19 protein-coding genes are annotated in these 24,521 nt (G+C 65.4%); 5 read left to right on the forward strand and 14 right to left on the reverse strand.

From position 1 onward, the window contains the following. Nucleotides 1-61: 61 nt before the first annotated feature. The gene (locus tag DFR45_RS01225) at nt 62-733 is read right to left on the reverse strand and encodes a nitroreductase (RefSeq protein WP_114481877.1); all 672 of its coding nucleotides are present in this window, start codon (nt 731-733) and stop codon (nt 62-64) included. A gap of 73 nt (nt 734-806) precedes the next feature. On the opposite strand from DFR45_RS01225, the gene DFR45_RS01230 reads away from it, so the two are divergent. After that, on the forward strand, nt 807-2,774 hold the full coding sequence (locus DFR45_RS01230) for an AMP-binding protein (RefSeq protein WP_114481878.1): 1,968 nt from the start codon (nt 807-809) through the stop codon (nt 2,772-2,774). Between the two features lie 107 nt (nt 2,775-2,881). Here DFR45_RS01230 and DFR45_RS01235 read toward each other — a convergent pair whose 3' ends face one another. The 13 genes from DFR45_RS01235 to DFR45_RS01295 form a co-directional block, all read right to left on the reverse strand. Next, nucleotides 2,882-4,651: an AMP-binding protein gene (locus DFR45_RS01235; RefSeq protein WP_114481879.1), complete on the reverse strand. Its 1,770-nt coding sequence runs from the start codon at nt 4,649-4,651 to the stop codon at nt 2,882-2,884. 106 nt (nt 4,652-4,757) lie between these two features. Then, nucleotides 4,758-6,365, reverse strand: a complete 1,608-nt coding sequence (locus DFR45_RS01240) for an AMP-binding protein (RefSeq protein WP_114481880.1) — start codon at nt 6,363-6,365, stop codon at nt 4,758-4,760. Nucleotides 6,366-6,424: 59 nt separating this feature from the next. Continuing rightward, nucleotides 6,425-8,188, reverse strand: a complete 1,764-nt coding sequence (locus DFR45_RS01245; protein WP_158637001.1) for an AMP-binding protein — start codon at nt 8,186-8,188, stop codon at nt 6,425-6,427. Nucleotides 8,189-8,224: 36 nt separating this feature from the next. Further along, nucleotides 8,225-9,013, reverse strand: a complete 789-nt coding sequence (locus tag DFR45_RS01250) for an enoyl-CoA hydratase/isomerase family protein (protein WP_114481882.1) — start codon at nt 9,011-9,013, stop codon at nt 8,225-8,227. A 68-nt stretch (nt 9,014-9,081) separates the two neighbouring features. Next, nucleotides 9,082-9,876 (reverse strand): enoyl-CoA hydratase-related protein, encoded by a 795-nt coding sequence (locus DFR45_RS01255; RefSeq protein WP_114481883.1) that lies wholly within the window; start codon nt 9,874-9,876, stop codon nt 9,082-9,084. Between the two features lie 42 nt (nt 9,877-9,918). Beyond that, on the reverse strand, nt 9,919-11,958 hold the full coding sequence (locus DFR45_RS01260) for an acetyl/propionyl/methylcrotonyl-CoA carboxylase subunit alpha (protein ID WP_114481884.1): 2,040 nt from the start codon (nt 11,956-11,958) through the stop codon (nt 9,919-9,921). A 92-nt stretch (nt 11,959-12,050) separates the two neighbouring features. Continuing rightward, complete coding sequence (locus DFR45_RS01265) at nt 12,051-13,658, reverse strand: acyl-CoA carboxylase subunit beta (protein WP_114481885.1); 1,608 nt, start codon at nt 13,656-13,658, stop codon at nt 12,051-12,053. Nucleotides 13,659-13,706: 48 nt separating this feature from the next. Beyond that, a complete protein-coding gene (locus tag DFR45_RS01270; protein ID WP_114481886.1) occupies nt 13,707-14,837 on the reverse strand; it encodes an acyl-CoA dehydrogenase family protein in 1,131 nt (376 codons plus the stop codon). A gap of 24 nt (nt 14,838-14,861) precedes the next feature. Next, the gene (locus DFR45_RS01275) at nt 14,862-16,043 is read right to left on the reverse strand and encodes an acyl-CoA dehydrogenase family protein (RefSeq protein ID WP_114481887.1); all 1,182 of its coding nucleotides are present in this window, start codon (nt 16,041-16,043) and stop codon (nt 14,862-14,864) included. A 29-nt stretch (nt 16,044-16,072) separates the two neighbouring features. After that, the gene (locus DFR45_RS01280) at nt 16,073-16,900 is read right to left on the reverse strand and encodes an SDR family NAD(P)-dependent oxidoreductase (RefSeq protein WP_114481888.1); all 828 of its coding nucleotides are present in this window, start codon (nt 16,898-16,900) and stop codon (nt 16,073-16,075) included. 124 nt (nt 16,901-17,024) lie between these two features. Next, nucleotides 17,025-17,441: a MaoC family dehydratase gene (locus DFR45_RS01285; protein WP_114481889.1), complete on the reverse strand. Its 417-nt coding sequence runs from the start codon at nt 17,439-17,441 to the stop codon at nt 17,025-17,027. 13 nt (nt 17,442-17,454) lie between these two features. Then, nucleotides 17,455-17,898, reverse strand: a complete 444-nt coding sequence (locus DFR45_RS01290) for a MaoC family dehydratase N-terminal domain-containing protein (protein WP_114481890.1) — start codon at nt 17,896-17,898, stop codon at nt 17,455-17,457. 28 nt (nt 17,899-17,926) lie between these two features. Then, nucleotides 17,927-19,111, reverse strand: coding sequence for a lipid-transfer protein (locus DFR45_RS01295; protein WP_114481891.1), 1,185 nt, complete (start codon nt 19,109-19,111; stop codon nt 17,927-17,929). Between the two features lie 233 nt (nt 19,112-19,344). On the opposite strand from DFR45_RS01295, the gene DFR45_RS01300 reads away from it, so the two are divergent. The 4 genes from DFR45_RS01300 (at nt 19,345) to DFR45_RS01315 (ending at nt 24,499) form a co-directional block, all read left to right on the forward strand. Then, nucleotides 19,345-20,949, forward strand: coding sequence for an AMP-binding protein (locus DFR45_RS01300; RefSeq protein WP_114481892.1), 1,605 nt, complete (start codon nt 19,345-19,347; stop codon nt 20,947-20,949). Between the two features lie 119 nt (nt 20,950-21,068). Beyond that, nucleotides 21,069-21,869: an enoyl-CoA hydratase/isomerase family protein gene (locus DFR45_RS01305; protein ID WP_114481893.1), complete on the forward strand. Its 801-nt coding sequence runs from the start codon at nt 21,069-21,071 to the stop codon at nt 21,867-21,869. 167 nt (nt 21,870-22,036) lie between these two features. Next, the gene (locus DFR45_RS01310; protein ID WP_114481894.1) at nt 22,037-23,284 is read left to right on the forward strand and encodes a thiolase family protein; all 1,248 of its coding nucleotides are present in this window, start codon (nt 22,037-22,039) and stop codon (nt 23,282-23,284) included. Nucleotides 23,285-23,338: 54 nt separating this feature from the next. Then, a complete protein-coding gene (locus tag DFR45_RS01315; RefSeq protein WP_114481895.1) occupies nt 23,339-24,499 on the forward strand; it encodes an acyl-CoA dehydrogenase family protein in 1,161 nt (386 codons plus the stop codon). Nucleotides 24,500-24,521: the final 22 nt, after the last annotated feature.

Raw genomic sequence — 24,521 nt, forward strand, 5'->3', positions numbered from 1 at the left:
ACTGTGCTTGGCTCTGCCCCCCATTTCCACCCGGGTTATCCCTGCTTTGCGCTGCGCACGCTCAGAAACCGTACAGACTCGCAAACTCTTCCAGAGAAGCACGTTCGGTGATGAAGGCGTTTTCCGGCGCAGAGGGGTCTTCGTAGCCCAGCGCGATGCCGCAGGTGAGGATTTCATGCTCACTGATGGGCAGTTGCTCGCGTGCGATCTTGTGGTACCAGGCAAAGGCCGCCTGCGCGCAGGTATGCAGGCCCTGCCCGCGCGCGGCGAGCATGATGCTCTGGATGAACATGCCCAGGTCCATGAAACTGCCCGTGTTCAGCCGCCGGTCCATGGTCACGAGCAGGCCCACCGGGGCGTCGAAGAAGAGGTAGTTGCGCAGCATCTGCTGCTCGCGCGCGCGCTTGTCGTCGCGGCCTATGCCTAAGCTCGCATACAAACCCAGCCCGCAGCGGCGGCGCCGTTCGAGGTAGGGCTCGACCCAGGTCGTGGGGTAGTACGCGTATTCCGGATGGTGGCGATCGGGCTCATGCTGCGCGGCGTGGTAGATGGCTTGGCACAGCCGCTCGCGCGCCTCGCCGGCCACGGCATAGACCTTCCACGGCTGCACGTTGTTGCCGCTGGGCGCACGCGCGGCGACGCGCAGGATGTGCTCGAGCACGGGCAACTCGACAGGCTTGGGCAGAAAACGCCGCACGGACTTGCGGCTCGTGATGGCTTCATCGACATGCATGGGGTGGCTCGTCCTTGGGTAATACCACCCCGATTTGCTGGACTCGCGCGCGCAAATGCGCTAGGATGGCGCCATGAATTCTAACAAACAACCGTTTGCCTGGGTGCCGACGCCGGAGGACATCGCTTCTGCTCGGCTAACTGCCTTCATTCACAAAACCGGCATGCCGGACTTCGACACGCTGGCCGCGCGCGCCGACGCCGACCCAGCCTGGCTGATGCAGCAGGTGTTCGAGTTTTGCGACTTTCGCTTTTACAAGCCCTACACGCAAATGCTCGACATGTCGCGCGGCATAGAGTGGGCGCGCTGGTGCGTGGGTGGCACGACCAACGTGGTGCTCAACTGCCTCGACCGCCACCGCGGCACGCCCGTGTGGAACCAGGTCTATCTCGAATGGGAGGGCGAAGACCCGCAGCAGCGCCGCACGCTGACCTATGCCCAGTTCGACGCCGAGGTCTGCCGCCTCGCCGCCGCACTGCAGTCGCTGGGCGTGCAGCGCGGCGACCGCGTCGGCCTGTACATGCCCAACCTGCCCGAGACCTTCATCGCGTTCTTTGCCGTGCTGAAGATCGGCGCAATCCTGATGCCGCTGTTTTCGGGCTTCGGACCGCAGCCCATCGTCTCGCGCCTCAACGACGGCCAGGCCAAGGTGGTGTTGACCGTCGATGGCACTTGGCGCCGCGGCACGCCGGGCCACATGAAGTCCGTGCTCGATGAAGCGCTGGCCGAGGTACCCAGCGTGCAGCATGTGCTGGTGCTGCGCCACTTGGGCGACGCCATCCCCTGCCCCATGACGCCGGGGCGCGACCATGACTGGGCCAGCCTCGTCGCCCAGCAGCCGAGCGAGCTGCCCACCGCCGAGATGGCTGCCGACGACGCCGCCGTCCTGCTCTACACCTCGGGCACCACGGGCAAGCCCAAGGGTTGCGTGTGGACGCACGTGAGCTTCCTCGGCTCCATGGTCACGCGCGACATGCACATTTGCGCTGATTTCAAGCCCTCCGACCGCTTCTTTTTCATGAGCGACATGGGCTGGATGGTAGGCGCGATGTGCGCCTGCGTGCCGAGCTATTTCGGCGGCAGCCTGCTCGTGGCCGAAGGCACGCCCGACTTCCCCGACACAGGCCGCTTCTGGCGCCTGGTGCAAGACCACAAGGTCACCTACCTTGGTGTTGCACCCACGCTGATCCGCAGCCTCATGCGCTATGGCGACGAAGAGGTCGAGCGCTATGACCTGTCTTCGCTGCGCGTGACCTGCTCGGGCGGCGAGGCCTGGACGGAAGCGCCCTGGCGCTGGTTTTTCGACCACGTCTGCAAAAAGCGCCTGCCCATCATGAACATCGTGGGCGGCACCGAAGTGGGCGGCTGCAACTTCACCGGCACCATGATCCACCCGATGCGCCCCGGCTCTTTCGGTGCACGCGGCCTAGGTGCGGGCGTGGACATCGTCGACGAAAGCGGCAAGCCCGTGCCGCGCGGCCAAGTGGGCGAGCTCATTTTGCGCAATCCCAACATCGGCTTCACCAAGAGCCTGTGGAACGACGACGAACGCTACCTCGACAGCTACTGGCGCATCATCCCCGGCGTCTGGGTGCACGGTGACTTTGCCATGCAGGACGAAGACGGGCTTTACTACATCCTCGGGCGCAGCGACGACACCATCAAAATCTCGGGCAAGCGCACAGGTCCGTCGGAAATCGAAACCCTGCTGACCCAAACGGGCAAGGTGTCCGAGGTTGCGGTCGTGGGCGTACCTGACGAAATCAAAGGCTCGGCCATCGTCTGCGTGTGCGTGCCCATGCCGGGCGTGCAGCCCGATGCAGCGCTCGAAGCCGAGCTTTCGCAAGCGGTGGTGCATGGCATGGGTGCCTCGTACCGGCCCAAGCAAATCGTCTTCGTGCACGATCTGCCCAAGACGCGCAACATGAAAATCATGCGCCGCGTGGTGCGCGCCGTCTACAAGGGCGAAAGCCCGGGCGACCTGTCTTCGCTCGTCAACCCCGAGAGCGTGGCGGAACTGCAGAGCAAAGTCGGCCCATAAGCGGCATCGCCCGCAAAACAAAAGCCTGCGATGAAACGCAGGCTTTTGGTTTTTGACCGCTGCGGCCCGCCACTGGGATGCGATTGCCGCAGCGGGCCGGAGTGTTTTCAGCGCCGCTGTGCGCTGGGTGTGGCGTTACCCCCTAAGCCGAAATGCTCTATGGCGATCTTGCGCAGCATGAATTTCTGGATCTTGCCCGAGGCCGTCATGGGGAATTCTTCGACGAACATCCAGTATTTGGGCACCTTGAAGCGCGCCACGCGCTCTTGCACGAAGGCCGTGAGCTCTTCTTCGCTGCTGGTTTTCCCGCTCTTGAATTGCACGAAAGCCGCGCCGACCTCGCCCATGCGCTCGTCGGGCACGCCGCAGATATAGACCTGGTTGATGGCCTCGTGCTGGCCAATGACTTCTTCGACCTCCTTGGGCGCGACCTGCTCGCCGCCGATTTTGTATAAATCCTTGGCCCGGCCCGTGATTTCGAAATAACCGTCCTCGCGGCGGCGGAAGATGTCGCCCGTGCGCAGCCAGCCGTCCTTGTCGATGGCGTCGCCGGTTTCCATGGGCTTTTTGTAGTAGCCGCGCGTGACGATGTTGCCGCGCACGGCGAGTTCGCCTTCGTGCACGTCGGGCGGCAGGTCTTCCTTGGTCGAAGGGTCTATGAGCTTGAACTGCGCCTGCAGGCCGCCGAACTCTTCCACGCCGGAGGCGCCACCGGGCTTTTCTTTGCCCACTGCCGTGCTGATGAGTTCGAGCGGCGCGCCAAACGGCGTGTACATGGCCGCGCCGGCGACTTCGGTCATGCCCCACGCGGTGAACAGCTCCTTGATGCCCAATTCGCGCTGCAGCGCCTCCCAGACCCACAGCGGTGTCGGCGCAGCCGCATTGATCATGGCGCGCAGGCTGCTGAGGTCGTATTTTTTGAGGTCAGGATGGTTGAGCAGCGCGACGGCAATGGTCGGCACGCTGGCGATGCGCGTCGCCCTGCTGGCTTCGAGCAAGGCCAAAAACTTGCCAGGGTCGAACAAGGCCTGCGGGATATACGCGCCACCGACGAACAGCACCGACAAAAAGCCGATCTTGTAGCCAAAAATATGGTGCAGCGGCAATGGGCTCGCGAGACGCTCTGCGTCGTCATAGCACTCGCTCCAGGCTGTGCCGTAGGCGCTGCGCATGAGCATGTCGTGCGTCAGCATCACGCCTTTGGGGCTGCCCGTGGTGCCCGAGGTGTAGCAGATCAGCGTCACCTCATCGGGGTAGCGCGAGGCCTTTTGGCGCTCGGCCAGCGCTTCGTCCGAAACCCCATCGCCCAGGCGCAGAAAACTTTCCCAGTCCAAAGCGCCGCCGTAGCGCGCGCCAGACGGCGACTGCACGACCACGTGGCGCAGGCGCGGAAAGGATTCGGCACGCCAACTGCCCGGCGCGCCCTGCATCTCGGGCAGCATGTGCTGGAGCTTTTCGATGTAGTGCCGGTCTTCGCAATGGTCCATCGCAATCAGGCACACGCTGTCGGATTGCTTGACCTGGTAGGCCAGATCGACCGCACCCATGCGTTCGTTGAGCGGCACGCTGACGCAACCGATCTTGGCCACCGCAAGCTGCAAAAAAGCGAGCTCGGGCACCGTCGGGAAAAGCATGGCCACGTGCTCGCGCCGCTGCACGCCGAGCACCATCAGGCTTTTCGCGAGCCGATCGGCAATCTGGCGCGACTCGGCATAGGTGTAGATTTTTTCAGGCGTGTAGATGTGTTCGCGCTCGGCATATTGCGCAGCCAGGCGGTCGAACCAATCGCCCATGGTCAGGCGCTGCCAGACTGGGACGCGCTGCGCCAGCGCGGCACGTCTTTGCGCTGCGATGTCGGCAGCGGTGGATGCTTGCATGGAGTGGCTCCTTTGCGAAAAAAACTTCTCTTTTAATAGCTGCTAGCGCTTGATACATAAGGGCTAGAGGCCAATTTTGCTTATAAAAACGGGGCAGCGGCGCCGCCTAACGGTTGAAATACGACGCGAAGTCTTTGCGCACCTGGTTTTTTTGGATCTTGCCCGTGGCCGTCTTGGGCATGGCATCGACGACGACGACCGCCTTGGGGCATTTGAAGGGGCTGAGCTTTTGTTTGACCTTGGCCAGCAATTCGTCGGGGTCTATGGTCTCGCCGGGGCGCACGGTGACCACGGCGGTCACGGCCTCGCCCCAGCGCTCGTGCGGCAGGCCCACGACCACGACCTCGGCGAGCTTGGGCTCGACGGCGTAGAGCGCTTTTTCGACCTCGATCGAGGCGACGTTCTCGCCGCCGGACTTGATCACGTCCTTGTGGCGGTCTTCGAACCAGAGCATGCCGTCCGCGCCAAAGTGCCCCACGTCGCCCGAATGGAACCAGCCATGGCGAAAGGCTTCGCGCGTGGCTTTCTCGTCGTGCAGGTATTCGGTCAGCAGGTGCGGACTGCGATAGACGATCTCGCCCGACTGCTCGCGCGGCAGCAGGTTGCCGGCATCGTCCATGATGCCGATCTGCACGTTGATGCCGGCCGTGCCGATGGCGCCCGGATGCGAGAGCTGGTGCTCGGGGCGAAAGCAGGTCGAGGCCGGGCTCATTTCGGTCTGGCCGAACATCAGCGAGAGCTCGCAGCCGAACACGTCTATGAGGCGGCGCAGGTCGTCGTCGGGCATGGGCGCCATCGCGTACACGGCGCGCCGCAGGCTGGAGACTTTGCGCGGCTTGCGCTCCTGCTCTTCGAGCAGCGCGCGGAACATCATCGGCAGGCCGAAGAACATGGTGATCTGCTCGGCCTCTATCAGGTCGAGCAGCACCACGGGGTCGAAGGCTTCGAGGATGTAGAGCGTGGCGTTCGAGGCGATCGCGGGCGTGCAAAAGGCGTTGAGCTGCGCCGTGTGGAACATGGGCATCATGGCCACGACCTTGTCTTTGGCCTTGAGCTCGGTGTCGATGATGACGCCCAGCGTCTCCAGGTAGATCGCCAGGTGGCTGCCGACCACGCCCTTGGGCGCCGAAGTGGTGCCGCTGGTGTAGAGGTAGGACAGTGGCGCGCGGTCTTGCACCAGCACTTCGGGATCGGTCTGCGCGCGCCCCGCGCCGAGCTGCGCCAGCGACTGCGCCTGCACGCGCTGCGGCAGCGCGATGTCGGCGGGCGCGGGGCCTTCGATGACGATCAGGTCGCGGATCGCCGGCAGGTCGCCAAGCACCAGCGCCAATTCACCGAGCCAGCGCTGCTGCGCCACCACGCCGCGCACCTGCGCGTGGCCGAGCACGTAGCTGAGCTCGCCCTGACGCCAGAACAAATTCAGCGGCGTGCAGACCACGCCGATCTTGGCGCAGGCGTAGTAGGTGACGAGGAACTCCATGCAGTTGCCCGACATCAGCGCGAGCGCGTCGCCCTGGCGGTAGCCGAGCGCGAGCAGGCCGTGCGCCGTGCGGTTGACCCATTGGTTGAACTCTTCGTAGCTGATGCGGCGCGCGCCTTCGACCAGGGCGGTCTTGTGCGGGTCGCGCGCAGCGCTGCGCGTGAGCATGTCGCCGACGTTGACGCGCTGCGCGAGGTTGAGTTGCAGGGCAAAGTCTGCGGTGGGTGCATTCATGGTGGGTTGTCTCCTGAAGGGTTTTGCTGGTGTGACGCCCGTGTGGCGTCACGACTGCGCTATCGCGACGTCGTGTGGTTGCGGATTTCGTGCAGGCCGAACTTTTCCGAGGCGAGCTGGCGCAGGAGGAATTTCTGCACCTTGCCCGAGGCCGTCATGGGGAAGTCCTCGACGAACACCCAATACTTCGGAATCTTGAAGCGCGCCACGCGCGTCTGCACGAAGGTGGTGAGCTCTTCTTCGGTGCAGCTGCGCCCGGCCTTGAACTGCACGAAGGCCGCGCCGACCTCGCCCATGCGCTCGTCGGGCACGCCGCAGATATAGACCTGGTTGACGGCCTCGTGCTGGCCTATCATTTCTTCGATTTCTTTGGGCGCGACCAGCTCGCCGCCGATTTTGTACAAGTCTTTGGCCCGGCCGGTGATGAGGTAGTAGCCGTCGCTGCGGCGGGCAAACACGTCGCCCGTGCGCAGCCAGCCGTCCTTGTCTATGGCCTCGCCGGTCTCTATGGGTTTTTTGTAGTAGCCGCGCGTGACGATGTTGCCGCGCACGGCGAGCTCGCCCTCCGGGGCGTCGGGCGGCAGGTCTTCCTTGGTCGAAGGGTCTATGAGCTTGCATTCGACCAGGTTGCCGCCAAACTCCTCCAGTCCCGCGACGCCGCCCGGCTTTTCGAGGCCCACGGTGTTGGTGATGACTTCGAGCGAGGCGCCAAACGGCGTGTACATGGCAGCGGCCGAGGTCTCGGTCATGCCCCAGCCGGTCACCATTTCGGTGATGCCCATGTCGCGCTGCAAAGCCTCCCAGACCCACAGCGGCGTGGCCGCGGCGGCGTTTTTCATGGCGCGCAGGCAGAGCTTGCGCTGGGGCAGATCGGGATGATTGAGCAGCGCCACCGCAATCGTCGGCACGCTCTCGATGCGCGTGGCCCGGCTTTGCTCCAAGAGTTGCAAAAAAGCCCCGGCGTCGAACAAGGCCTGCGGAATGTAGGTGCCGCCAACGAACAGCAAGGCCAGAAAACCCTCCACGTAAATGAACATGTGGTGCAAGGGCAATGGGCTTGCGATGCGCTCGCCCTCGATGAGGCCCTGGCTGTAGGCTGCGCTGTAGGCGCTGCGCATGAGCATGTCGTGCGTGACCATCACGCCCTTGGGGCTGCCCGTGGTGCCTGAGGTGTAGCAGATCAGCGCCACTTCGTCGGGGTAGCGCGAGGCTTCCTGACGCGAGCGCAGCGCCTCGTCGGAAACACCATCGCCCAGGCGCAAAAACGCCTCCCAATCGAGCGCTCCGCCGTAGCGCGCGCCCGACGGCGACTGCACGACCACGTGGCGCAGGCGCGGAAAGGATTCGGCACGCCAACTGCCCGGCGCGCCCTGCATCTCGGGCAGCATCTGCTGGATTTTGTCGATGTAGTGCCGGTCTTCGCAGTGGTCCATCGCAATCAGGCACACGCTGTCGGACTGGCGCACCTGGTAGGCCAGATCGACGGCCCCCATGCGCTCGTTGAGCGGCACGCACACGCAGCCGATCTTGGCCACGGCGAGCTGCAAAAACGCGAGCTCGGGCACCGTGGGAAAGAGCATGGCCACGTGGTCGCGCCGCTGCACGCCCAGCGCCATCAGGCTCTTCGCAAGGCGATCGACGATCTGGCGCGACTCGGCGTAGCTGTAGCTTCTCTCGGGCGTATAGATGTGCTCGCGCTCGGCGAATTCGGCCGCGAGGCGGTCGAACCAGTCACCTATGGAGAGGCGCGTCCATTGCGGAATGCGCCGCGCAAGGGCGGCGCGGCGTTGTTCGAGGCTGGGCGCGGTTTGCGCTGGGTTCATTTGTGTCTCCATTCGTTGTGGTGCGGCACCCGGCCTTTAGCGGCCTTTCCAGACAGGTTTGCGCTTTTCCGCAAAGGCGCGCGGGCCTTCCTGTGCGTCTTCGCTCGCGTACGCCGCGCGGTAGATGTTGTGCGCGAGCGCCATGCCGGCCTCGCAGCCCGCGCTCATGGCCGTGAGGATGGCCTCTTTGCCCGCCATGACCGACAGCGGCGCGTTGTCGCGGATGCGCTCGGCCAGCTGTTGCGCGCGTGCGCGCACGGCGTCGGGCGTGTCTTCGAGGTAGTTGATGAAGCGCAGTTCATGGAAAGGCTCGATCGGGTAGAGCTCGCCCGTCAGCACCATTTCCATGAGCAGCGGCTGCGGCAGCATCCACAGCAGTGGAATCGCCCAGGGGCTGCCGCGCCCGGCGATGCGCGTTTCGGTGATGCCCACCTGCGTGCCCTTGAGGCCCACGCGCAGGTCGGAGTTCAAACTCAGCATCATGCCGCCCGCGATCAAATGCCCCGTCATCGCCGCGATGATGGGCTTGGCCACGCGGCGCTGGCGGCTGTGGAACGGGTCTTTCATCTTGGTGAGGATGTCCACGCCCTCCTCTTTCTTCACGCGCGCGGCTTCGCGCAGGTCCAGCCCCGCGCAGAAGGTGCCGCAGTCGGACGAAGTGAGTATGGCCACGCGCACGTCCTTGTCGGCGTCGACGGCGTCCCAGCACTCATAGAGCCGATTCGCGGCGGCGGGCGAGAGCGCGTTGCGCATCTCGGGACGGTTGATCTTCACGGTGGCAATGCCATCGCGCACTTCGTACAGCACGGAATCTGCGTCGCTCATGGGTTTCTTTCTTGCAAGGGAATGGGAAGTCGTTGAATGGGAAGAAAAGTAGCCGAAGCCGGGTGGACTCAGGCGCGCGTGACTTTCCACGCCGGGGCGCGCTTTTCGAGGAAGGCAGCGATGCCTTCGCGCGCCTCGGGCGTTTCCCAGGCGTCGGCGAGGCAGTTCGCGGTGTAGTCCATGCACTCCACGGGTGGGCGTCCAACCACGTCATTGAACAGGCGCTTGGTACGCGCGATCGCGCTTGCGGGCAGGCTCCGCACGAGTGCGAGCTCTTCTTCGATGACGCGGTCGAGCTCCTCGGGCGGCACCACGCGATCGAGCAGGCCCACGCGCTCGGCCTGCACCGCGTCGATGAACTGCGCCGTGAGGCCGTAGCGGCGCGCCTTCGCAAGGCCCAGGCGACGCACGACGTAAGGCCCGATGTTCGCGGGCGCCAGGCCCAGCCGCGCCTCGGTGAGCGAAAAGCGCGCCGTGGTCGCACCCACGGCCACATCGCAAATGCAGGTCAGGCCAAAGCCGCCGCCCGTCGCCGGGCCGTTGATGCGCCCGATCACGACCTTGGGCAGGTTGTCGAACTCGTAAAACAGGTCAGCGAGTGGACGCGAGTCGGCGATGCGCTGTGCGCGGCTCTGACTCAGCACGGTCTTCATCCAGTTGAGGTCGCCGCCCGCGCAGAAGGTCTTGCCCTCGCCCGTGAGCACCAGCGCACGCACCTGCTCTTTTTGCGCCACCACCTGCAGGGCGTGGCGCAGCTCGGCCACGACGTCCAGGCTCAGCGCGTTTTGCATGTCGGGGCGTGCGAGCGTCAGGCGCGCGACGGCGTCGCCCTCAAAGGTGAGTTTGATCGATTGGTAGTGCATGGCTTGTCTCCTCGGTGGTTTTGTTCTATCGGCGGGGCTCGCTCATGCGGCTGCGCCCTCGGTTTTTTCGGCGCCCCCTGTTTCGCCGCTTTCCTCGGCTTCGATCACGGCGACCACGAGGCCGCGCTCGACCATCTGGCCGGGCTGCACGTTGAGCGATCGCACCACGCCGTCGTGCTCGGCCGTGATGCGCAGCTCCATCTTCATCGATTCCATGGTCGCGACCACGTCGCCCGCGCGCACCTGATCGCCCACGGCAACGTGGGTCTGCAAGATCATTCCCATCATGGGCGTGCGCAGCTGGCCGCTCGCCTTGCGCGCCGCGGCCACCTGGTTGACGTACGAAGCCATGCCCAGCGTGAACGCACCCGCGCCGCCCTGCACGAACAGCGCCTCACCTTTGCGCGCGATGTGCAGCGTTTCATAGCAGTCGCCGCGGCGCAAGCGCCACTGGCCGTCTGCCAGGGGTGTGAGCGCCAGGCGCACGGACTCGGCGCCAACCTGCACCGTGATCTCGCCATCGGGCGCGAGCGCGCCTACGCGCACTTCGTGCGTCTGACCGCCCGAGTGCACGAGCAGCGCCGGCAGCGGCGTGATCGAATCGCTGCCCGCGTGCATCTGCCAGCCCGTCACGTCGAGCGCCGTCCAGGCGCCATAGTCCGGCGCGCTGGTGCGCGCCGCGCGCAGCCACCAGGCGGCCGCAGCGGCGATGGTGTGCAGCGGCGCGCTGGGCGTGGCGATGCGCCACTCGGCCAGCACCTCGTCGACCAGGCGCGTGTGAAAAGTGGCCGCGCGCGTGTCGGGCAGGCGCAAGAGGCGGCGCAAGAAAGCGATGTTGGTCTCCACCCCGAGCACCTGCGTTTCGCCCAAGGCCCAGTCGAGCTTGTCGAGCGCAGCATTGCGCGTGGGCGCATGCACGATGAGCTTGGCCAGCATGGGATCGTAAAACGGCGTGACCGCCATGCTCGCGCGCACGCCCGACTCGACGCGCACGCCACTCGCCGGAAAGCGCACCTCGACGAGTTCGCCCGTCGAGGGCATGAAGTTCTGCGCCGCGTCCTCGGCGCACACGCGCGCCTCGACCGCGTGGCCCTGCACCTGCAGGTCCTGCTGGCGCAGGGGCAGGCCCTCGCCCGCGGCGATGCGCAGCATGAGCTCGACGATGTCCAGGCCCGTGACTTCCTCGGTCACGGGGTGCTCGACCTGCAGGCGCGGATTCACTTCGAGGAAGTGGTGCTGCCCGTCGTGCACGATGAATTCCACCGTGCCCACGCCGCGATAGCGCAGGCGCTCGCCCAGGCGCACGGCGTCGCTCAGCAGGGCGGCGCGCAGGGCCGCATCGAGGTTGCTCGCAGGCGCTTCTTCGATCAGCTTTTGGTAGCGCCTTTGCAGCGTGCATTCGCGCTCGAACAGGTGGATCACGTTACCCTTGCCGTCACCCGCAATCTGCACCTCGATGTGCCGGCCGTGCTCGATGAAGGGCTCCACGATCAGCGCCGGGTCGCCAAAAGCGCTCGCACCTTCGCGCATGGCCGATGCGATGTCGGCCTCGAGCGTGTCCAGCGTGCGTACCACGCGCATGCCCTTGCCGCCCCCGCCCGCTGCCGCCTTGAGCACCACGGGCAGCGGCATGCCGCGCACGGTGGCGGCAATCGCGGCCGCGTCGCGGCTGGGCTGTTCGCTGCCACCGAGCACGGGCACGCCGGCGGCGCGCGCCTCGTGCTTGGCCGCGGCCTTGTCGCCCAGACGCTCTATGGATTCGGGCGTGGGGCCGATGAAGACCAGCCCCGCCGCCTCGACGGCGCGCGCGAACGCGGGGTTTTCGGCCAGAAAGCCGTAGCCCGGATGGATGGCCTGCGCGCCCGTGCGCCGCGCAGCCGCGATCACGGCGTCCATGCGCAGATAGCTCTCGGTGGCGGGGGCGCCGCCGATTTCGATCGATTCGCCGATGCGATCGACGTGCAGCGCGTCGCGGTCGGCGCTCGAATGCACGCCTGCCACGGCAATGCCCAGGCGCTCGCAGGTGCGCGCGATGCGGCAGGCGATCTCACCACGGTTTGCGATCAGGATTTTTCTGAACATAAAACTTCCAAATCAGTAGCTGCTAGCGCTTGATGCATAAGCGCTAGAGGCCCATTTGATGCATATTTTTGGGACGACAGCCAGGTTCGCACTCACATGCGGAACACGCCGAAATGCGTTTCCTTGGCCGGCAGGCGCCCGGCGAGTTCGAGCAGCAGCGCCATGGTGTCGCGCGTCTCGGTCGGCTCTATGACCATGTCGCACCACAGGTGCGCGGCGTAGTTGTAGGGGCTCGCAAAGCGCTCGAACTGCTCGCGGATCGGCTGCTTGAAGCGTTCTTTTTCTTCCTCGCTCCAGCTCGTGCCCTCGCGTTCGTGGATGTTCTCGCGCACCATGGTCAGCGTGGTGGCGGCCTGCTCGGGGCCCATGAGCGCCGCGCGGCCCGTAGGCCACATCATCATCACGTTGGGCTTGAAGGGGCGGCCGCACATTGCAAGATAGGCGGCGGCGTAGGAGCCGCCCGTGATCAGGGTGTAGCGCGGCACGTTGGCCGAGGCCATGGCCGTCATGAACTTGGCGCCGTGCTTGGCAATGCCCTGCTGCTCCACGGCCTGGCCGACCATGAAGCCCGACACGTCGGCCATGAACAGCAAGGGGATGTCGCGCTGGCAGCACAGCTCGATGAAGTGCGCCCCTTTGATCGCGCTTTCGGAAAAGATCACGCCGTTGTTCGCAAGAATGCCGATCTGAAAACCCTTGATGCGCGCAAAGCCGCAGATCATGGTGTCGCCGTACAACGGCTTGAACTCCTGCAGGTCGCTGTCGTCGATCAGGCGCAGCAGCACCTCGCGGTTGTCGGTCGGGTGGCGGGTGTCGGCGCTCACGATGCCGTAAATCTCGCGCGGGTCGTGGCGCGGCGGCAACGGCGGGGCCACGTCCCAGCGCTGCCTGGGGCCCGTGCCCAGGTTCGCGACGATGCCGCGCACGATAGCGATGGCGTGCGCGTCGTTTTCGGCCAGGTGGTCGGTCACGCCGCTGATGCGGCTGTGCATCTCGCCGCCGCCCAGGGTTTCCACGTCGACCACTTCTTTGGTTGCGGCATAGACGAGCTGCGGGCCGCCGAGGAACATGGCGCCCTGGTTGCGCACGATCACGGCCTCGTCGCACAGCGCGGGCAGGTAGGCGCCGCCCGCGGTCGAAGGCCCGTGCACGGTGGCGATCTGCGTGATGCCCTCGGCGGACATGCGGATCTGGTTGTAGAAGATGGAGCCAAACTGCCCGTCGTCGGGGAAGATGAACTCCTGCTCGGGCAGATTCGCGCCGCCCGACTGCACCATGGTGATGCATGGCAGGCGGTGCTGCCAGGCGAACATCTGCGCGCGCACGTGCTTTTTCGCGGTGATGCCGTAGTAGGTGCCGCCTTTGACGGTGGCGTCGTGGATCATGATCATGCAGGGCCGCCCGCTGACCAGGCCCACGCCCGTGATGATGCTGCCGCCCGGCGGCACGCCCTCGTATAACCCATCGCCCGCGAGCTGGCCGAACTCCAGAAACGGCGAGCCAGGGTCGAGCACGGCCGCGAGACGCTCGCGCGGCAGCAATTGCTTGCGCTGCTTGTGCAGGCGCCGTGCTTTTTCAGGGCCACCCGCCAAGGCGCGCGCACGGCGCTCGTGCAGTTCGGCAATGCGCGCCTCGTAGGCTTCGCGGTTGCGGCGGAATTCGTCGGTGTGCACCGACACGTTGGAAACCATTGCTGTCATTCGATTCCTCTTTCGTCTCGGTGCCCCGGCGGTCCGCCTCGTGGCGGGTCAACCCAAGGCCGCAAAGCGCTGCAGGTGATGGTCGGCGCTGCCAAACAGGTTGCAAAACAGCGTCAGGCGCCGGAAGTAGTGGCCTATGTCGAGCTCTTCGGTCATGCCCACGCCGCCGTGTAGCTGCACCGCCTGCTGCGCCACATAGCGCGCGCGCTCGCCGATGGCCGATTTGGCCGCGGACACCATGCGTGCGCGCGTGCGCGCGTCGGCATGATCGACGTGCAGCGCCGCCATGAGCAGCATGGAGCGGCTCGCCTCCACCGCGGCAAACATATCGACGATGCGGTGCTGTATGACCTGGAAGCTCGCGATCGGCACGTCGAACTGCTTGCGCGTCTGCACGTACTCGCCCGTCTTGCGCAAGAGCGCCGTCATGCCGCCGAGCGCGTCGGCGCAGGCCACGACGGTGCCCAGATCGATGACTTGTTCGAGCAGCGCGAGGCCCGCGCCCTCGGCGCCCACGAGGGCGTCGCGGCGCACCTGCACGCCGTCGAGCACCAGATCGCCCGCCTTGCTGCCGTGGTAAGTGCGGTAGCCTGCAATCTTGAGCGCAGGCGTGTTCGCATCGAGCAGAAACAGGCTGATGCCCTGCGCGTCGTCCGCCGCGCCCGAAGTTCTGGCCGCGACCACGAAGCCGTGCGCCCAAGGCGCGCCGAGCACGCCCGTCTTGCGCCCGCTGAGCGCCCAGCCGTCCCCTTGCGCACGCGCCTGTGCCGTGACGTAGCGCAGCTCGTGGCGCGCGTCGGTTTCGCCGTAGGCCAGTGCAAGGATGCGCTCGCCCGCGGCCACGGCGGGCAGCCAGGCTTGCTGCTGCGCGGGCGTGCCGGCCAGCGCGAGCGCCTGCGCGCCGAGCACCGTGCTCGCCAGGTAAGGCTCGACCACGAGCGCCGCGCCCATGGCCTCGGCCACCTGCGTGAGTTCGACCACGCCGCCAAAGCCGCCGTGCGCCTCGGGTAGCCCCAGGCCCAGCCAGCCCATGTCGGCAAACTGCTTCCAGTGCGCGGCGCTCATGCCGGCGTCGGAGGCGATGGTCTTGTTGCGCGCGTCGAAGGTGTATTCGGTTTGCAGGTACTTTTGCGCGGCGTCGCGCAGCATTTTCTGCTCTGCAGAGAGTTCGAAATTCATGGCTTGTTCCTCCTGCGGGCTTTATCAATGCGCGCCGCCCGCGAGCAGCATCTTGGCAAGCACGTTTTTCTGCACCTCGTCGCTGCCGCCGTAGATCGTCGCTGCGCGTGAAAAACAGTAGCGCGGCATGGCATGGGCAAAGCGTCCCTGACCGAATTCGCCTTGCTCGTGCCAGGGCCAGGCAAGCTCGGCCGCAAGCTCCACGTCGAGCTCCGAAAGGGTCTGTTGCACCGCCGTGCCCATGGTCTTGAGCAGCGAGGATTCGGGCCCGGGCGCCTTGCCCGCCGCCGTGGCCGCAAGCACGCGGAAGTTGGTGTATTCGAGCGCCATCAGATCGATCTCGGCGCGCGCGATCTTGAGGCGCAGCGCCGGGTCTTCGATGGCCGGGCGCCCGCCCGAGCGGCGCTCGCTGGCCGCGGCGCGCAGGTTCGCAAGGTGCGCCTTGGAGTCGGCCACGCCCGCGATGCTCGTGCGCTCGTGCGTGAGCAGGTATTTGGCAATGTCCCAGCCCTGCCCTTCGCGCCCCACGAGGTTGCGCTTGGGCACGCGCACGTCGGTGAAGAACACCTGGTTCAGGTGGTGCTCGCCGTCGATCGAGACGATGGGGCGGATTTCTATGCCCGGGCGATCCATCTCGATCAGCAAAAACGAGATGCCCTCCTGCTTCTTGCCCGTGTTCGCCGTGCGCACCAGGCAGAACATGTGCGTGGCCCAGTGCGCATAGGTGGTCCAGATTTTGGAGCCGTTGATCACGTAATCGTCGCCATCCGAGACGGCCGCGGTCTTGAGGCTGGCCAGGTCCGAGCCCGCGCCGGGCTCCGAATAGCCCTGGCACCACCAGTCTTCGCAGCGCCGGATGCGCGGCAGGTATTGGGCTTTTTGCTCGGGCGTGCCGAAGGCGATCAGCACCGGCCCGAGCATGATGACCCCCATGGACAGGCCGACAGGTGCGTTGGCCGCCGCGCGCTCGAGGTCGAAGATGTAGCGCTGCGTCGGCGTCCAGCCCGGCCCGCCGTACTCCTTGGGCCAACCGGTGACGAGCCAGCCGCGGTCGTCGAGCTTGCGCTGCCACTGCACGATCTCGTCTTTTTGCAGCATTTGTCCCGTGATCACCTTGCGCTTGAGCGACTCGGGCGTGTTTGCCTGGAACCAGGCGCGCACTTCGCGCTGGAACTCCAGGTCTTGCGGGCTGAAGTCGATATCCATGGTGTCCTCTCAGTCTGCGTGAAGTAGGCTCAGATCGTGATGCCGCCGCCGCACACCAGCGTCTGGCCACTGATGTAGTTGGACTCGGGCGTGCACAGCAGATAGACCGAACCGGCCGCCTCTTCGGGCGTGCCTGCGCGGCCCAGCGGAATGCTGCGCTCCATCATGGCGAGCAGGTCGGGGTTCACGCCGACTTTGATCTTGCGGCCCTCGATGTCGATCGCGGCATCGCCCTTGGCCGGCGCCTCGGTCAGGCGCGTCTTGATCATGCCGAAGGCCACGCAGTTGACGTTGACCTTGTAGCGCCCCCATTCCTTGGCCATGGCCAGCGTCAGGCCCACGACGCCCGCCTTGGCGGCCGAATAATTGGCCTGGCCAGCGTTGCCGCCCAGTCCCGCGATCGACGAGATGTTGACCACCTTGCGGAACACCTCCTGGCCCGCGTCGGCTTCTTTTTTGGCGGCAAAGCGGATGTAGTCGGCAGCGGCGCGCAGGATTTTGAACGGCGCCGTCAGGTGCACGTCGATGATCGCGTACCACTGCTCGTCGGTCATCTTCTGGATCACACTGTCCCAGGTGTAGCCGGCGTTGTTGATGATGATGTCCAGGCCGCCAAAGCCCTCGGTGGCGGTCTGCACGAAGCGCTCGGCGAAGCCGTCGGCCGTGACGCTGCCAGGGCAGGCGAGCGCCTGGCCGCCCGCTGCATGAATGTCTGCCACGGTTTGTTCGGCCGGTGCTGCATCGAGATCATTGACGACCACTTTGGCGCCCTCGCTCGCGAGCTTGAGCGCAATGGCGCGACCAATGCCGCGGCCGGAGCCGGAAACGATGGCCACTTTGCCTTCGAGTTTTTTCATGGTGCTGGTCCTTTGCTGGAGAGAAAAAGGGAAGCGGCGCACGCGCGTTGACCTGCCACCCCTGCGCCCGCGCGCAGCAGTGGCTCGGCCGGCGTGGGCCAGGATGGCAAAAAATGCAGCGGTTTCAGCCCTGCGCGATCAGGGCCTCGCCCGCGAGGGTGATCTCACCCGTGCTCTTGGCCGCAGTGAGCTCCACGCGCACACAGGGACGGCCTGCGCGTTCGGTCTTTTCGACCACCTTGCCCGAGCAGCGCACGCGGTCGCCCAGGTGCGTGACGGCGGCAAAGCGCACGCCAAAGCTCAGCAGCTGGCGCTGCGGCACCCACTCGGTCAGGGCGCGCCCGAGGTAGGCCATGGACAGCATGCCGTGTGCAAACACGTCGGGCATGCCGGCCTTGCGCGCGAAGTCGATGTCGATGTGGATGGGGTTGTGGTCGCCCGAAGCGCCCGCGAACAGGGCGAGCGTGGTGCGCGTGATCGGGGGCAGCTCCAATACGGGCATTTCATCGCCAATCTGGAGCACTTTGATGGGGGTATTCATGGGAAAAGCTCCTTCAAGCATGGCGCACGACGATGACCGAGTGAAGGTCGGCGACATGCTCGCCGAGCTGGTTGGTCACGCGCGTATCTTTGGCGATGAATTCGAGCGCGCCGCCTTTTTTCTCGTAGATGTCGGTGATCTTGGACTCGAAGCGCAGCGTGTCCCCCGCGCACACCGGCGCGTAGTAGTCGAAGCGCTGCTCGCCGTGCAGCACCTTGCCCAGGTCGATGTTGAGCGTCTCGATGAGCTGCATCATGGCGCCCGAATCGCCCTCGGCGCCGAAGATGAAGGTCGGCGGCGCCACCACGTTGCGATAGCCTGCGGCGCGCGCGGCTTCGACATCGGTGTAGATCGGGTCTTTTGCGCCTATGACCTTGGCAAAAAAGGCGATGCGACCTTTTTCCACGTCCCACAGCGTGGGCGGCTGGGTGTAGCCGATGAATTTTTTATCGATCATGTTCGCGTCTCCTTGGATCCTGCGGCGCTCAGTTGGTCTGGTACATCGTCACCACACAGGCACCGCCCAGGCCGAGGTTGTGCTGCAGCGCGATGCGCGCACCTTCGACCTGGCGCTTCTCGGCCGTGCCGCGCAGCTGGTGCGTGAGCTCGTAGCACTGGGCCAGCCCGGTCGCACCGAGCGGATGGCCCTTGGAGAGCAGGCCGCCCGAGGGGTTGGTGACGACCTTGCCGCCGTAGGTGTTGTCGCCGTCGAGCACGAACTTCTCGGCACCGCCTTCGGGGCACAGGCCCAGCGCCTCGTAGGTGATGAGCTCGTTTTGCGCAAAGCAGTCGTGCAGCTCAACCACATCGACATCCTCTGCTCCGATGCCGGTGCGCTCATAGACCTGGCGTGCGGCATCGCGCGCCATGTCGTAGCCGACCACGCGCATCATGTCCTTGGACGTGAAGGTGCTCGGGAAGTCCGTGGTCATGGCCTGGGCGACGATCTTCACCTGCGTGTTGAGGCCGTGCTTCTTCGCGTATTCCTCGGAGCAGACCACGGCAGCCGCAGCGCCGCAGGTGGGCGGGCAGGCCATGAGGCGCGTCATCACGCCGGGCCAGACCGCGGGTGACTCCATGACCTCCTGCACCGTGACTTCCTTGCGAAACAGCGCGAGCGGGTTGTTCACGGCGTGGCGGCTCGCCTTGGCGCGGATGGCGGCGAAGGTTTCGAGCTTGGTGCCGTACTTGTCCATGTGCGCCTTGCCCGCACCACCGAAGTAGCGCAGCGCGAGCGGGATTTCGGGGTGGCCCACGAGCGCGTCGGTCACGCGGTCGAACTCTTCGAACGGCGTGGGGCGGTCGGTGAACTTGGCCTTGATCGCGCCCGGCTCCATCTGCTCGAAGCCCAGCGCGAGCACGCAGTCGGCCGCACCGCTCTCCACGGCCTGGCGCGCGAGAAACAGCGCGCTCGAGCCCGTCGAGCAGTTGTTGTTGACGTTGATGATCGGAATGCCCGTCATGCCGACCGGGTACAGCGCGCGCTGGCCGCAGGTCGAATCGCCATAGACATAGCCGACGAAGGCCTGCTGAATGGCGCCGTAGTCGACACCGGCATCGGCCAGAGCCTGGCGCGCGGCCTTCTCGCCCATGACGTGATAGAAGTCGCTGGCGCCGGGCTTGGCAAACGGGATCATGCCGACACCGGCAACGATGACTTTGTGGCTCATGAAAATCTCCTAAGGATGAAGGGGTGCCTACGTCACGCAAAAGGAACAACGAGGACTTTGGCAGTCTATCTAACGCTTGACAGTCCTGCAAGCCAAATTTACATTGCGTCGCTGAAGCCGTTTGATGGGCTGGCGCATGCGCCCCCACGCGGGGACTTCCCCACGGGGCTCTGGCAACGCCTGCTCAAGCCCCAGGACGCGCCAACGACAACGACATTCAGGAGACAAACCCCATGAGCATCACCGCGCTCGAAATGAACCTGCTGCGCCGCCAGAACCTCGGCGACAGCCTGCGCCGCTCGGCCCTCGCGGCGCCGAACAAGCCCGCGATCATCTACTACACCACCGACGGCGCAAGCCGCAGCGTCACCTACGCCGAGCTCAACCGCAAGGCCAACGCCGTGGCGCACAACCTCATGCAACGCGGCATCGCCAAGGGCGACAAGGTGGCCGCGCTTTCGCGCAACAGCATCGAATTCCTCGTGCTCGGCTACGCGCTGCACAAGATCGGCGCCTGGCTGGTGCCGATCAACTTCATGCTGCAGCCGCCCGATGTGCAACACCTGATCGATTTTTCCGAAACCAAGTGGTTCTTCGTCGAAGATGCCTTGCTGGGCAACGTGGCCCCCGTGCTCGACAAACTCACCGGCGTGCAGCAGTTCGTGCAATTCGGCCCGAGCCCGAGCCGCCCTGCGGGCTGGATGGCCTTTGACGAGTTGCTGCCAGGCCCCACGCACGAGCCCGAGGTACTGATCGAAAGCGACGACGTGGCCATTCTGCTCTTCACGAGCGGCACCGAATCCGCGCCCAAGGGCGTGCTCTCCACGCACGCCAACTACTGCGCAGCGCAGCTGAGTTGGTCGATGAACATGGGTGTGGCCCAGGATGACGTCTTTTTAGTGAGCATTCCGCTGATCCACGCAGCAGGCTACGTGCTGTCCACGCTGTGCCTGACGAACCACGCCACCATCGTGATGACGCAGGCGCCCCAGCCCGTGCAGATGATCGAGCTGATGGCGCGCCACCGGGCCACGGGCACAGCGCTGCCGCCCACGCTCTACGTGGCGCTGCTCGCCTGCCCCAACTTCAAGACAAGCGACCTGAGCTGTGCGACCAAGCTGATCACTTGGGCCTCCACCATTCCGCGTGCCATGGTCGATGGTTGGAAAGAAGTAGCACCGAACGCACGCTTTTACTCGGGCCAGGGCATGAGCGAAACCACCGCCTCCCTGCTGACTGCCGGCTTCGTTTCGAGCTGGGCCGAAATGCCCAACGGCGACGGCCGCTGGGTCGGCACCCTGCTCGCTTATGGCGCCGACGTGCGCCTGGTGGATGACGAGGACCAGGATGTTCCCGTGGGGATGGCCGGTGAGCAGATCATCCGCGGCCCTGTGGTCATGAAAGGCTATTACAAAAACGCCGAGGCCAACGAGCGCGCATTCCGTGGCGGCTGGTTCCACACCGGCGACGTTTTGTTCCGCGACGCCGAGGGCAATTACTTCTTTGCCGACCGCAAGAAGGACATGATCAAGAGCGGTGGTGAAAACGTCTATTGCCAGGAGGTCGAAAGCGTGCTCGGCACGCACCCTGCCGTCATGCAGTGCGCCGTGTTCGGCCTGCCCGACGAGCGCTGGGGTGAGGCCGTCGCCGCGGCCGTGATCGCGCGCGCCGGCAGCACCGTCACCGAGGCCGAACTGATCGAATACTGCCGCGAGCGCCTGGCCGGCTTCAAGACGCCCAAGCGCATCTTCTTTCGCACTTCGATGCCCATCAGCGCCGCGAACAAGCTGCTCAAGCGCGAGCTCAAGGCCGAGTACGCCAAGGCGCTGCAAGCCTGACCTGGCCATCACCATCACGACGCACGCAATTCAGAGGCTCAGGCAAGGCGCTCGCCCCATGGCAACACACTTTGCTCCAGCCTTTTTTGCGTAAGTCCAGACCAAGGAGACGAAGCGACATGACCACCCCCACCACCATTTTGTTCGAGCAGCGCGGCGCTGCGGCCTGGATCACGCTGAACCGGCCCGCGGCCATGAACGCGCTCTCCGACGCCATGTGCACCGAGCTGCTCGAGGCCATCGAGCGCTGCGAGCGCGACGCCGCGATCCGCGTGATCGTGCTCACGGGCGCCGGGCGCGCGTTCTGCGCAGGCGCCGACCTCAAGGGCGTGTTCGAAAACACGCAAAGCGGCCCAGGCCCGCGCGACCCCATGGGCGAGTTCCTCGACCTGGTCAACCGCATGATGGACAAGCTGCGCTTTTGCCCCAAGCCGACGATTGCGGCGCTCAACGGCCTGACCATGGCCGGCGGGCTCGAGCTGGCCATGGCGTGCGACCTGATGCTGGCCGCAGAGAGCACGCGCATCGGCGACGCGCACGCCAATTTCGGCGTCTTTCCCGGTGCCGGGGGTGCGGCCATTCTGCCGCGGCGCATAGGGCCGACGGCGGCCAAGTACCTGCTCTTCACGGGCGACACCCTGCCCGCGCGCGACCTGGTGCCGCTGGGCCTCGTGAACAGTGTCGTGCCCGATGCCGAACTCGTGCCCGAGGTCGAAAAGCTCGCTGCGCGCATCGCGAGCAAGAGCCCGCTGGTGTTGCGCCGCATGAAGCAGACCGTGGCCGACGGGCTCGAGCAGCCCGAAGCGGTCGCGCTGCGCCTGGAGCGCCTGGTGCTCGAGGCGCACAGCCATTCGCACGACATCAAAGAGGGGCTCGCCGCCTTCGTCGAAAAGCGCACGCCGAACTTCAAGGGCTATTGAGCCCCGGCTGCGGCGCGCAAGCCCAGGGCTTTTCAGGCAGCGACTGCCGCCCGAATTTTTGAAAAATCCACTCCAAAAAGATAGCTGCTTGCGCTTCATTCATGAGCGCAAAAGCCCTTTTTTAATATCATTTTTTCGCTATTGTTTTTGTAACTCAGGAGCCCTCCATGAGCCACGCCCAGCCTCCCGTTTACATTGCCGGCATCGGCATGACGCCGACCGGCAAGTTCCTCGACAAGAGCATCAAGCAGCTCACGGCCGACGCCGTGCACGCGGCGCTCGCGGACGCGGGTCTGACCGTGGCCGACATCGAATCGGCGTTTTTCTCCAACGCCACCCAAGGCGCGCTCGAAGGGCAGACCATGGTGCGCGGCCAGATCGCGCTGCGCACCATGGGCTTCGAGGCCATTCCCATCTTCAACGTCGAGAACGCCTGCGCGAGCGCGAGCTCGGCCTTTCACCTCGCGGTGCAGTACGTGCGCTCCGGGGCGGGCGAGATCGCGCTCGCCGTGGGCGCCGAAAAAATGTTCTGCACCGACAAGGCCAAGATGTTTGGCGTATTCGACGGGGCCTGGGACGTCTCCACGGTCGAGCAAAACAAAAGCACGCTGCTGCAAATGGGCCACGGCGTCGTGCCACCCGAGGGCAGCACGTCCAAGGCGCCGTACAGCCTGTTCATGGACATCTACGCGGCCTTCGGGCGCTTTCACATGCGCGAGTTCGGCACCACGCAGCGCCAGATCGCCGCCGTCTCGGCCAAGAACCACGGCCATTCGGTGCACAACCCGCTCGCGCAGTACCGCAACGCCTACACCATCGACGAGGTGCTGGCCGCGCCGCCCATCACCTACCCGCTCACGCTGCCCATGTGCGCGCCCGTCAGCGACGGCGCCGCGGCGGCCATCGTGTGCTCCGAAGCCGCGCTCGCCCGGCTCGCGCAGCGCCAGCGTGCGATCCGCGTGCTCGCCTCGGTGGTGGCCACGGGCACCAACCGCCGCCCCGAGGACGTAGGCCAGCACATCACCGTGCATGCGGCCAAGAAAGCCTACGAAATGGCCGGTGTCGGCCCCAAGGACATCTCGGTGGCCGAGGTGCACGACGCCACCGCGATCGGCGAGATCATCCAGAGCGAAAACCTCGGCTTTTGCGCCTTCGGTGAAGGCGGGCCGCTCGCCGAGCGCGGCGCAACCACGCTCGGCGGACGCATCCCCATCAACACCTCGGGCGGGCTCGAATCCAAGGGCCACCCCATAGGCGCGACCGGCATAGGCCAACTGCACGAACTCGTGCAACAGCTGCGCGGCGAGGCCGGCGCGCGCCAGGTGCAAGGCGCACGCTTGGCGATCGCCGAAAACGGCGGCGGCCTCTACGGCATCGAGGAAGCCGTGGCCGCGATCACCATCCTGGGCCGCTGAAGCGCCCCGTCCTTACCCCACCCATTTCACCAACGCACCTGCGCGGAGCCCATCATGAACTTTCTGCCCACCGAAGAACAACGCATGGCCGTCGAAGGCTTCACCCGCTTTCTCGAAGACAAGCTGCGCCCCATCGTGCAGCGCTACCAGCCCGACAAATTCATCGAAAAAGAGCGCATGCTCGAGATTTTCCAGATGATGCTGCCCTATGGCATGGGCGGCAACGGCCTGATCTCGGAAGAAAACGGCGGCATGGGGCTGCCCTGGCTGACCTACGCGCTGATGTACGAACAGCTCGCGCGCATCTCGGGCGACGTGGCGCTTTCGCTCCTGATCCAGCAGCTCGGCGCGTATTCGCTCGAGGTCTGCACGAACGAGGCCATGCGCAAAAAATACCTGCCGCGCATGGTGCGCGCCGAGATCATCTCGTGCAGCGGCATCAGCGAGCCGGGCGTGGGCTCGAACGTCGCCGAGGTCACCTGCCGCGCGCAGCGCGACGGCGACCACTACATCGTCACGGGCGAAAAAACCTGGATCTCCAACGGCCACTATTCCGACTTCTGCATGGTCGTCGTGCGCACCTCGAGCGAGGGCTCGGGCAACCTCTCGATGATCCTCGTGGACCGCGCCGAACACGGCTACGAAAGCCGCAACATCGACAAGCTCGGCCTTAACAGCACCTCGACCGCGCAGCTCTTTTTCGACCACGTGCGCGTGCCCGCCGAGAACATGATGATCGCCCCCGGCGCGGGCCTCAAGAGCACCCTGGTGCTGTTCGAAAAAGCCCGCCCCATGGTGGGCCTGACCTCGATCGGCATCGCGCAGGCCGCGCTCGACAAGGCCGTGGCCTACGCCAAGGAACGGCGCCAGCACGGCAAACCCATCGGCGGCCACCAGCTGATCCAGGGCATGCTGGCCGAGGCCGCGACCGAGCTCGATGCGGCGCGCCTGCTCGTATACCGCGCGTTTGACCTGATTGACCATGGCGTGCGCAGCGAAGTACAAAGCGCCATGGCCAAGTGGTATGCCACCGAAATGGCGGTGGACGTGGCCTCCAAAGCCCTGCAAGTGCACGGCGGTAACGGAATCACCAAGGAGTTCGGAGTGGAATTGCTGTTCAGAAACGCCCGCATGATGCCCATCCCCGATGGCACGACGGAAATCCAGAAACTCATCATCGGCCGCGCGCTGACCGGCATCAACGCCTTCTCTTGATGGCCTCTGAACACTCCCACTC

This window comes from Extensimonas vulgaris (assembly GCF_003337425.1).
Classification (GTDB): domain Bacteria; phylum Pseudomonadota; class Gammaproteobacteria; order Burkholderiales; family Burkholderiaceae_C; genus Extensimonas; species Extensimonas vulgaris.

Coding starts and splice junctions, on each gene's coding strand:
- DFR45_RS01255 (WP_114481883.1), bottom strand. CDS start 9,876: ATGCACTACCAATCGATCAAACTCACCTTTGAGGGCGACGCCGTCGCG.
- DFR45_RS01295 (WP_114481891.1), bottom strand. CDS start 19,111: ATGAGCCACAAAGTCATCGTTGCCGGTGTCGGCATGATCCCGTTTGCC.
- DFR45_RS01285 (WP_114481889.1), bottom strand. CDS start 17,441: ATGAATACCCCCATCAAAGTGCTCCAGATTGGCGATGAAATGCCCGTA.
- DFR45_RS01265 (WP_114481885.1), bottom strand. CDS start 13,658: ATGACAGCAATGGTTTCCAACGTGTCGGTGCACACCGACGAATTCCGC.
- DFR45_RS01290 (WP_114481890.1), bottom strand. CDS start 17,898: ATGATCGATAAAAAATTCATCGGCTACACCCAGCCGCCCACGCTGTGG.
- DFR45_RS01250 (WP_114481882.1), bottom strand. CDS start 9,013: ATGAGCGACGCAGATTCCGTGCTGTACGAAGTGCGCGATGGCATTGCC.
- DFR45_RS01245 (WP_158637001.1), bottom strand. CDS start 8,188: ATGAACCCAGCGCAAACCGCGCCCAGCCTCGAACAACGCCGCGCCGCC.
- DFR45_RS01230 (WP_114481878.1), top strand. CDS start 807: ATGAATTCTAACAAACAACCGTTTGCCTGGGTGCCGACGCCGGAGGAC.
- DFR45_RS01270 (WP_114481886.1), bottom strand. CDS start 14,837: ATGAATTTCGAACTCTCTGCAGAGCAGAAAATGCTGCGCGACGCCGCG.
- DFR45_RS01260 (WP_114481884.1), bottom strand. CDS start 11,958: ATGTTCAGAAAAATCCTGATCGCAAACCGTGGTGAGATCGCCTGCCGC.
- DFR45_RS01305 (WP_114481893.1), top strand. CDS start 21,069: ATGACCACCCCCACCACCATTTTGTTCGAGCAGCGCGGCGCTGCGGCC.
- DFR45_RS01240 (WP_114481880.1), bottom strand. CDS start 6,365: ATGAATGCACCCACCGCAGACTTTGCCCTGCAACTCAACCTCGCGCAG.
- DFR45_RS01275 (WP_114481887.1), bottom strand. CDS start 16,043: ATGGATATCGACTTCAGCCCGCAAGACCTGGAGTTCCAGCGCGAAGTG.
- DFR45_RS01280 (WP_114481888.1), bottom strand. CDS start 16,900: ATGAAAAAACTCGAAGGCAAAGTGGCCATCGTTTCCGGCTCCGGCCGC.
- DFR45_RS01225 (WP_114481877.1), bottom strand. CDS start 733: ATGCATGTCGATGAAGCCATCACGAGCCGCAAGTCCGTGCGGCGTTTT.
- DFR45_RS01310 (WP_114481894.1), top strand. CDS start 22,037: ATGAGCCACGCCCAGCCTCCCGTTTACATTGCCGGCATCGGCATGACG.
- DFR45_RS01235 (WP_114481879.1), bottom strand. CDS start 4,651: ATGCAAGCATCCACCGCTGCCGACATCGCAGCGCAAAGACGTGCCGCG.
- DFR45_RS01300 (WP_114481892.1), top strand. CDS start 19,345: ATGAGCATCACCGCGCTCGAAATGAACCTGCTGCGCCGCCAGAACCTC.
- DFR45_RS01315 (WP_114481895.1), top strand. CDS start 23,339: ATGAACTTTCTGCCCACCGAAGAACAACGCATGGCCGTCGAAGGCTTC.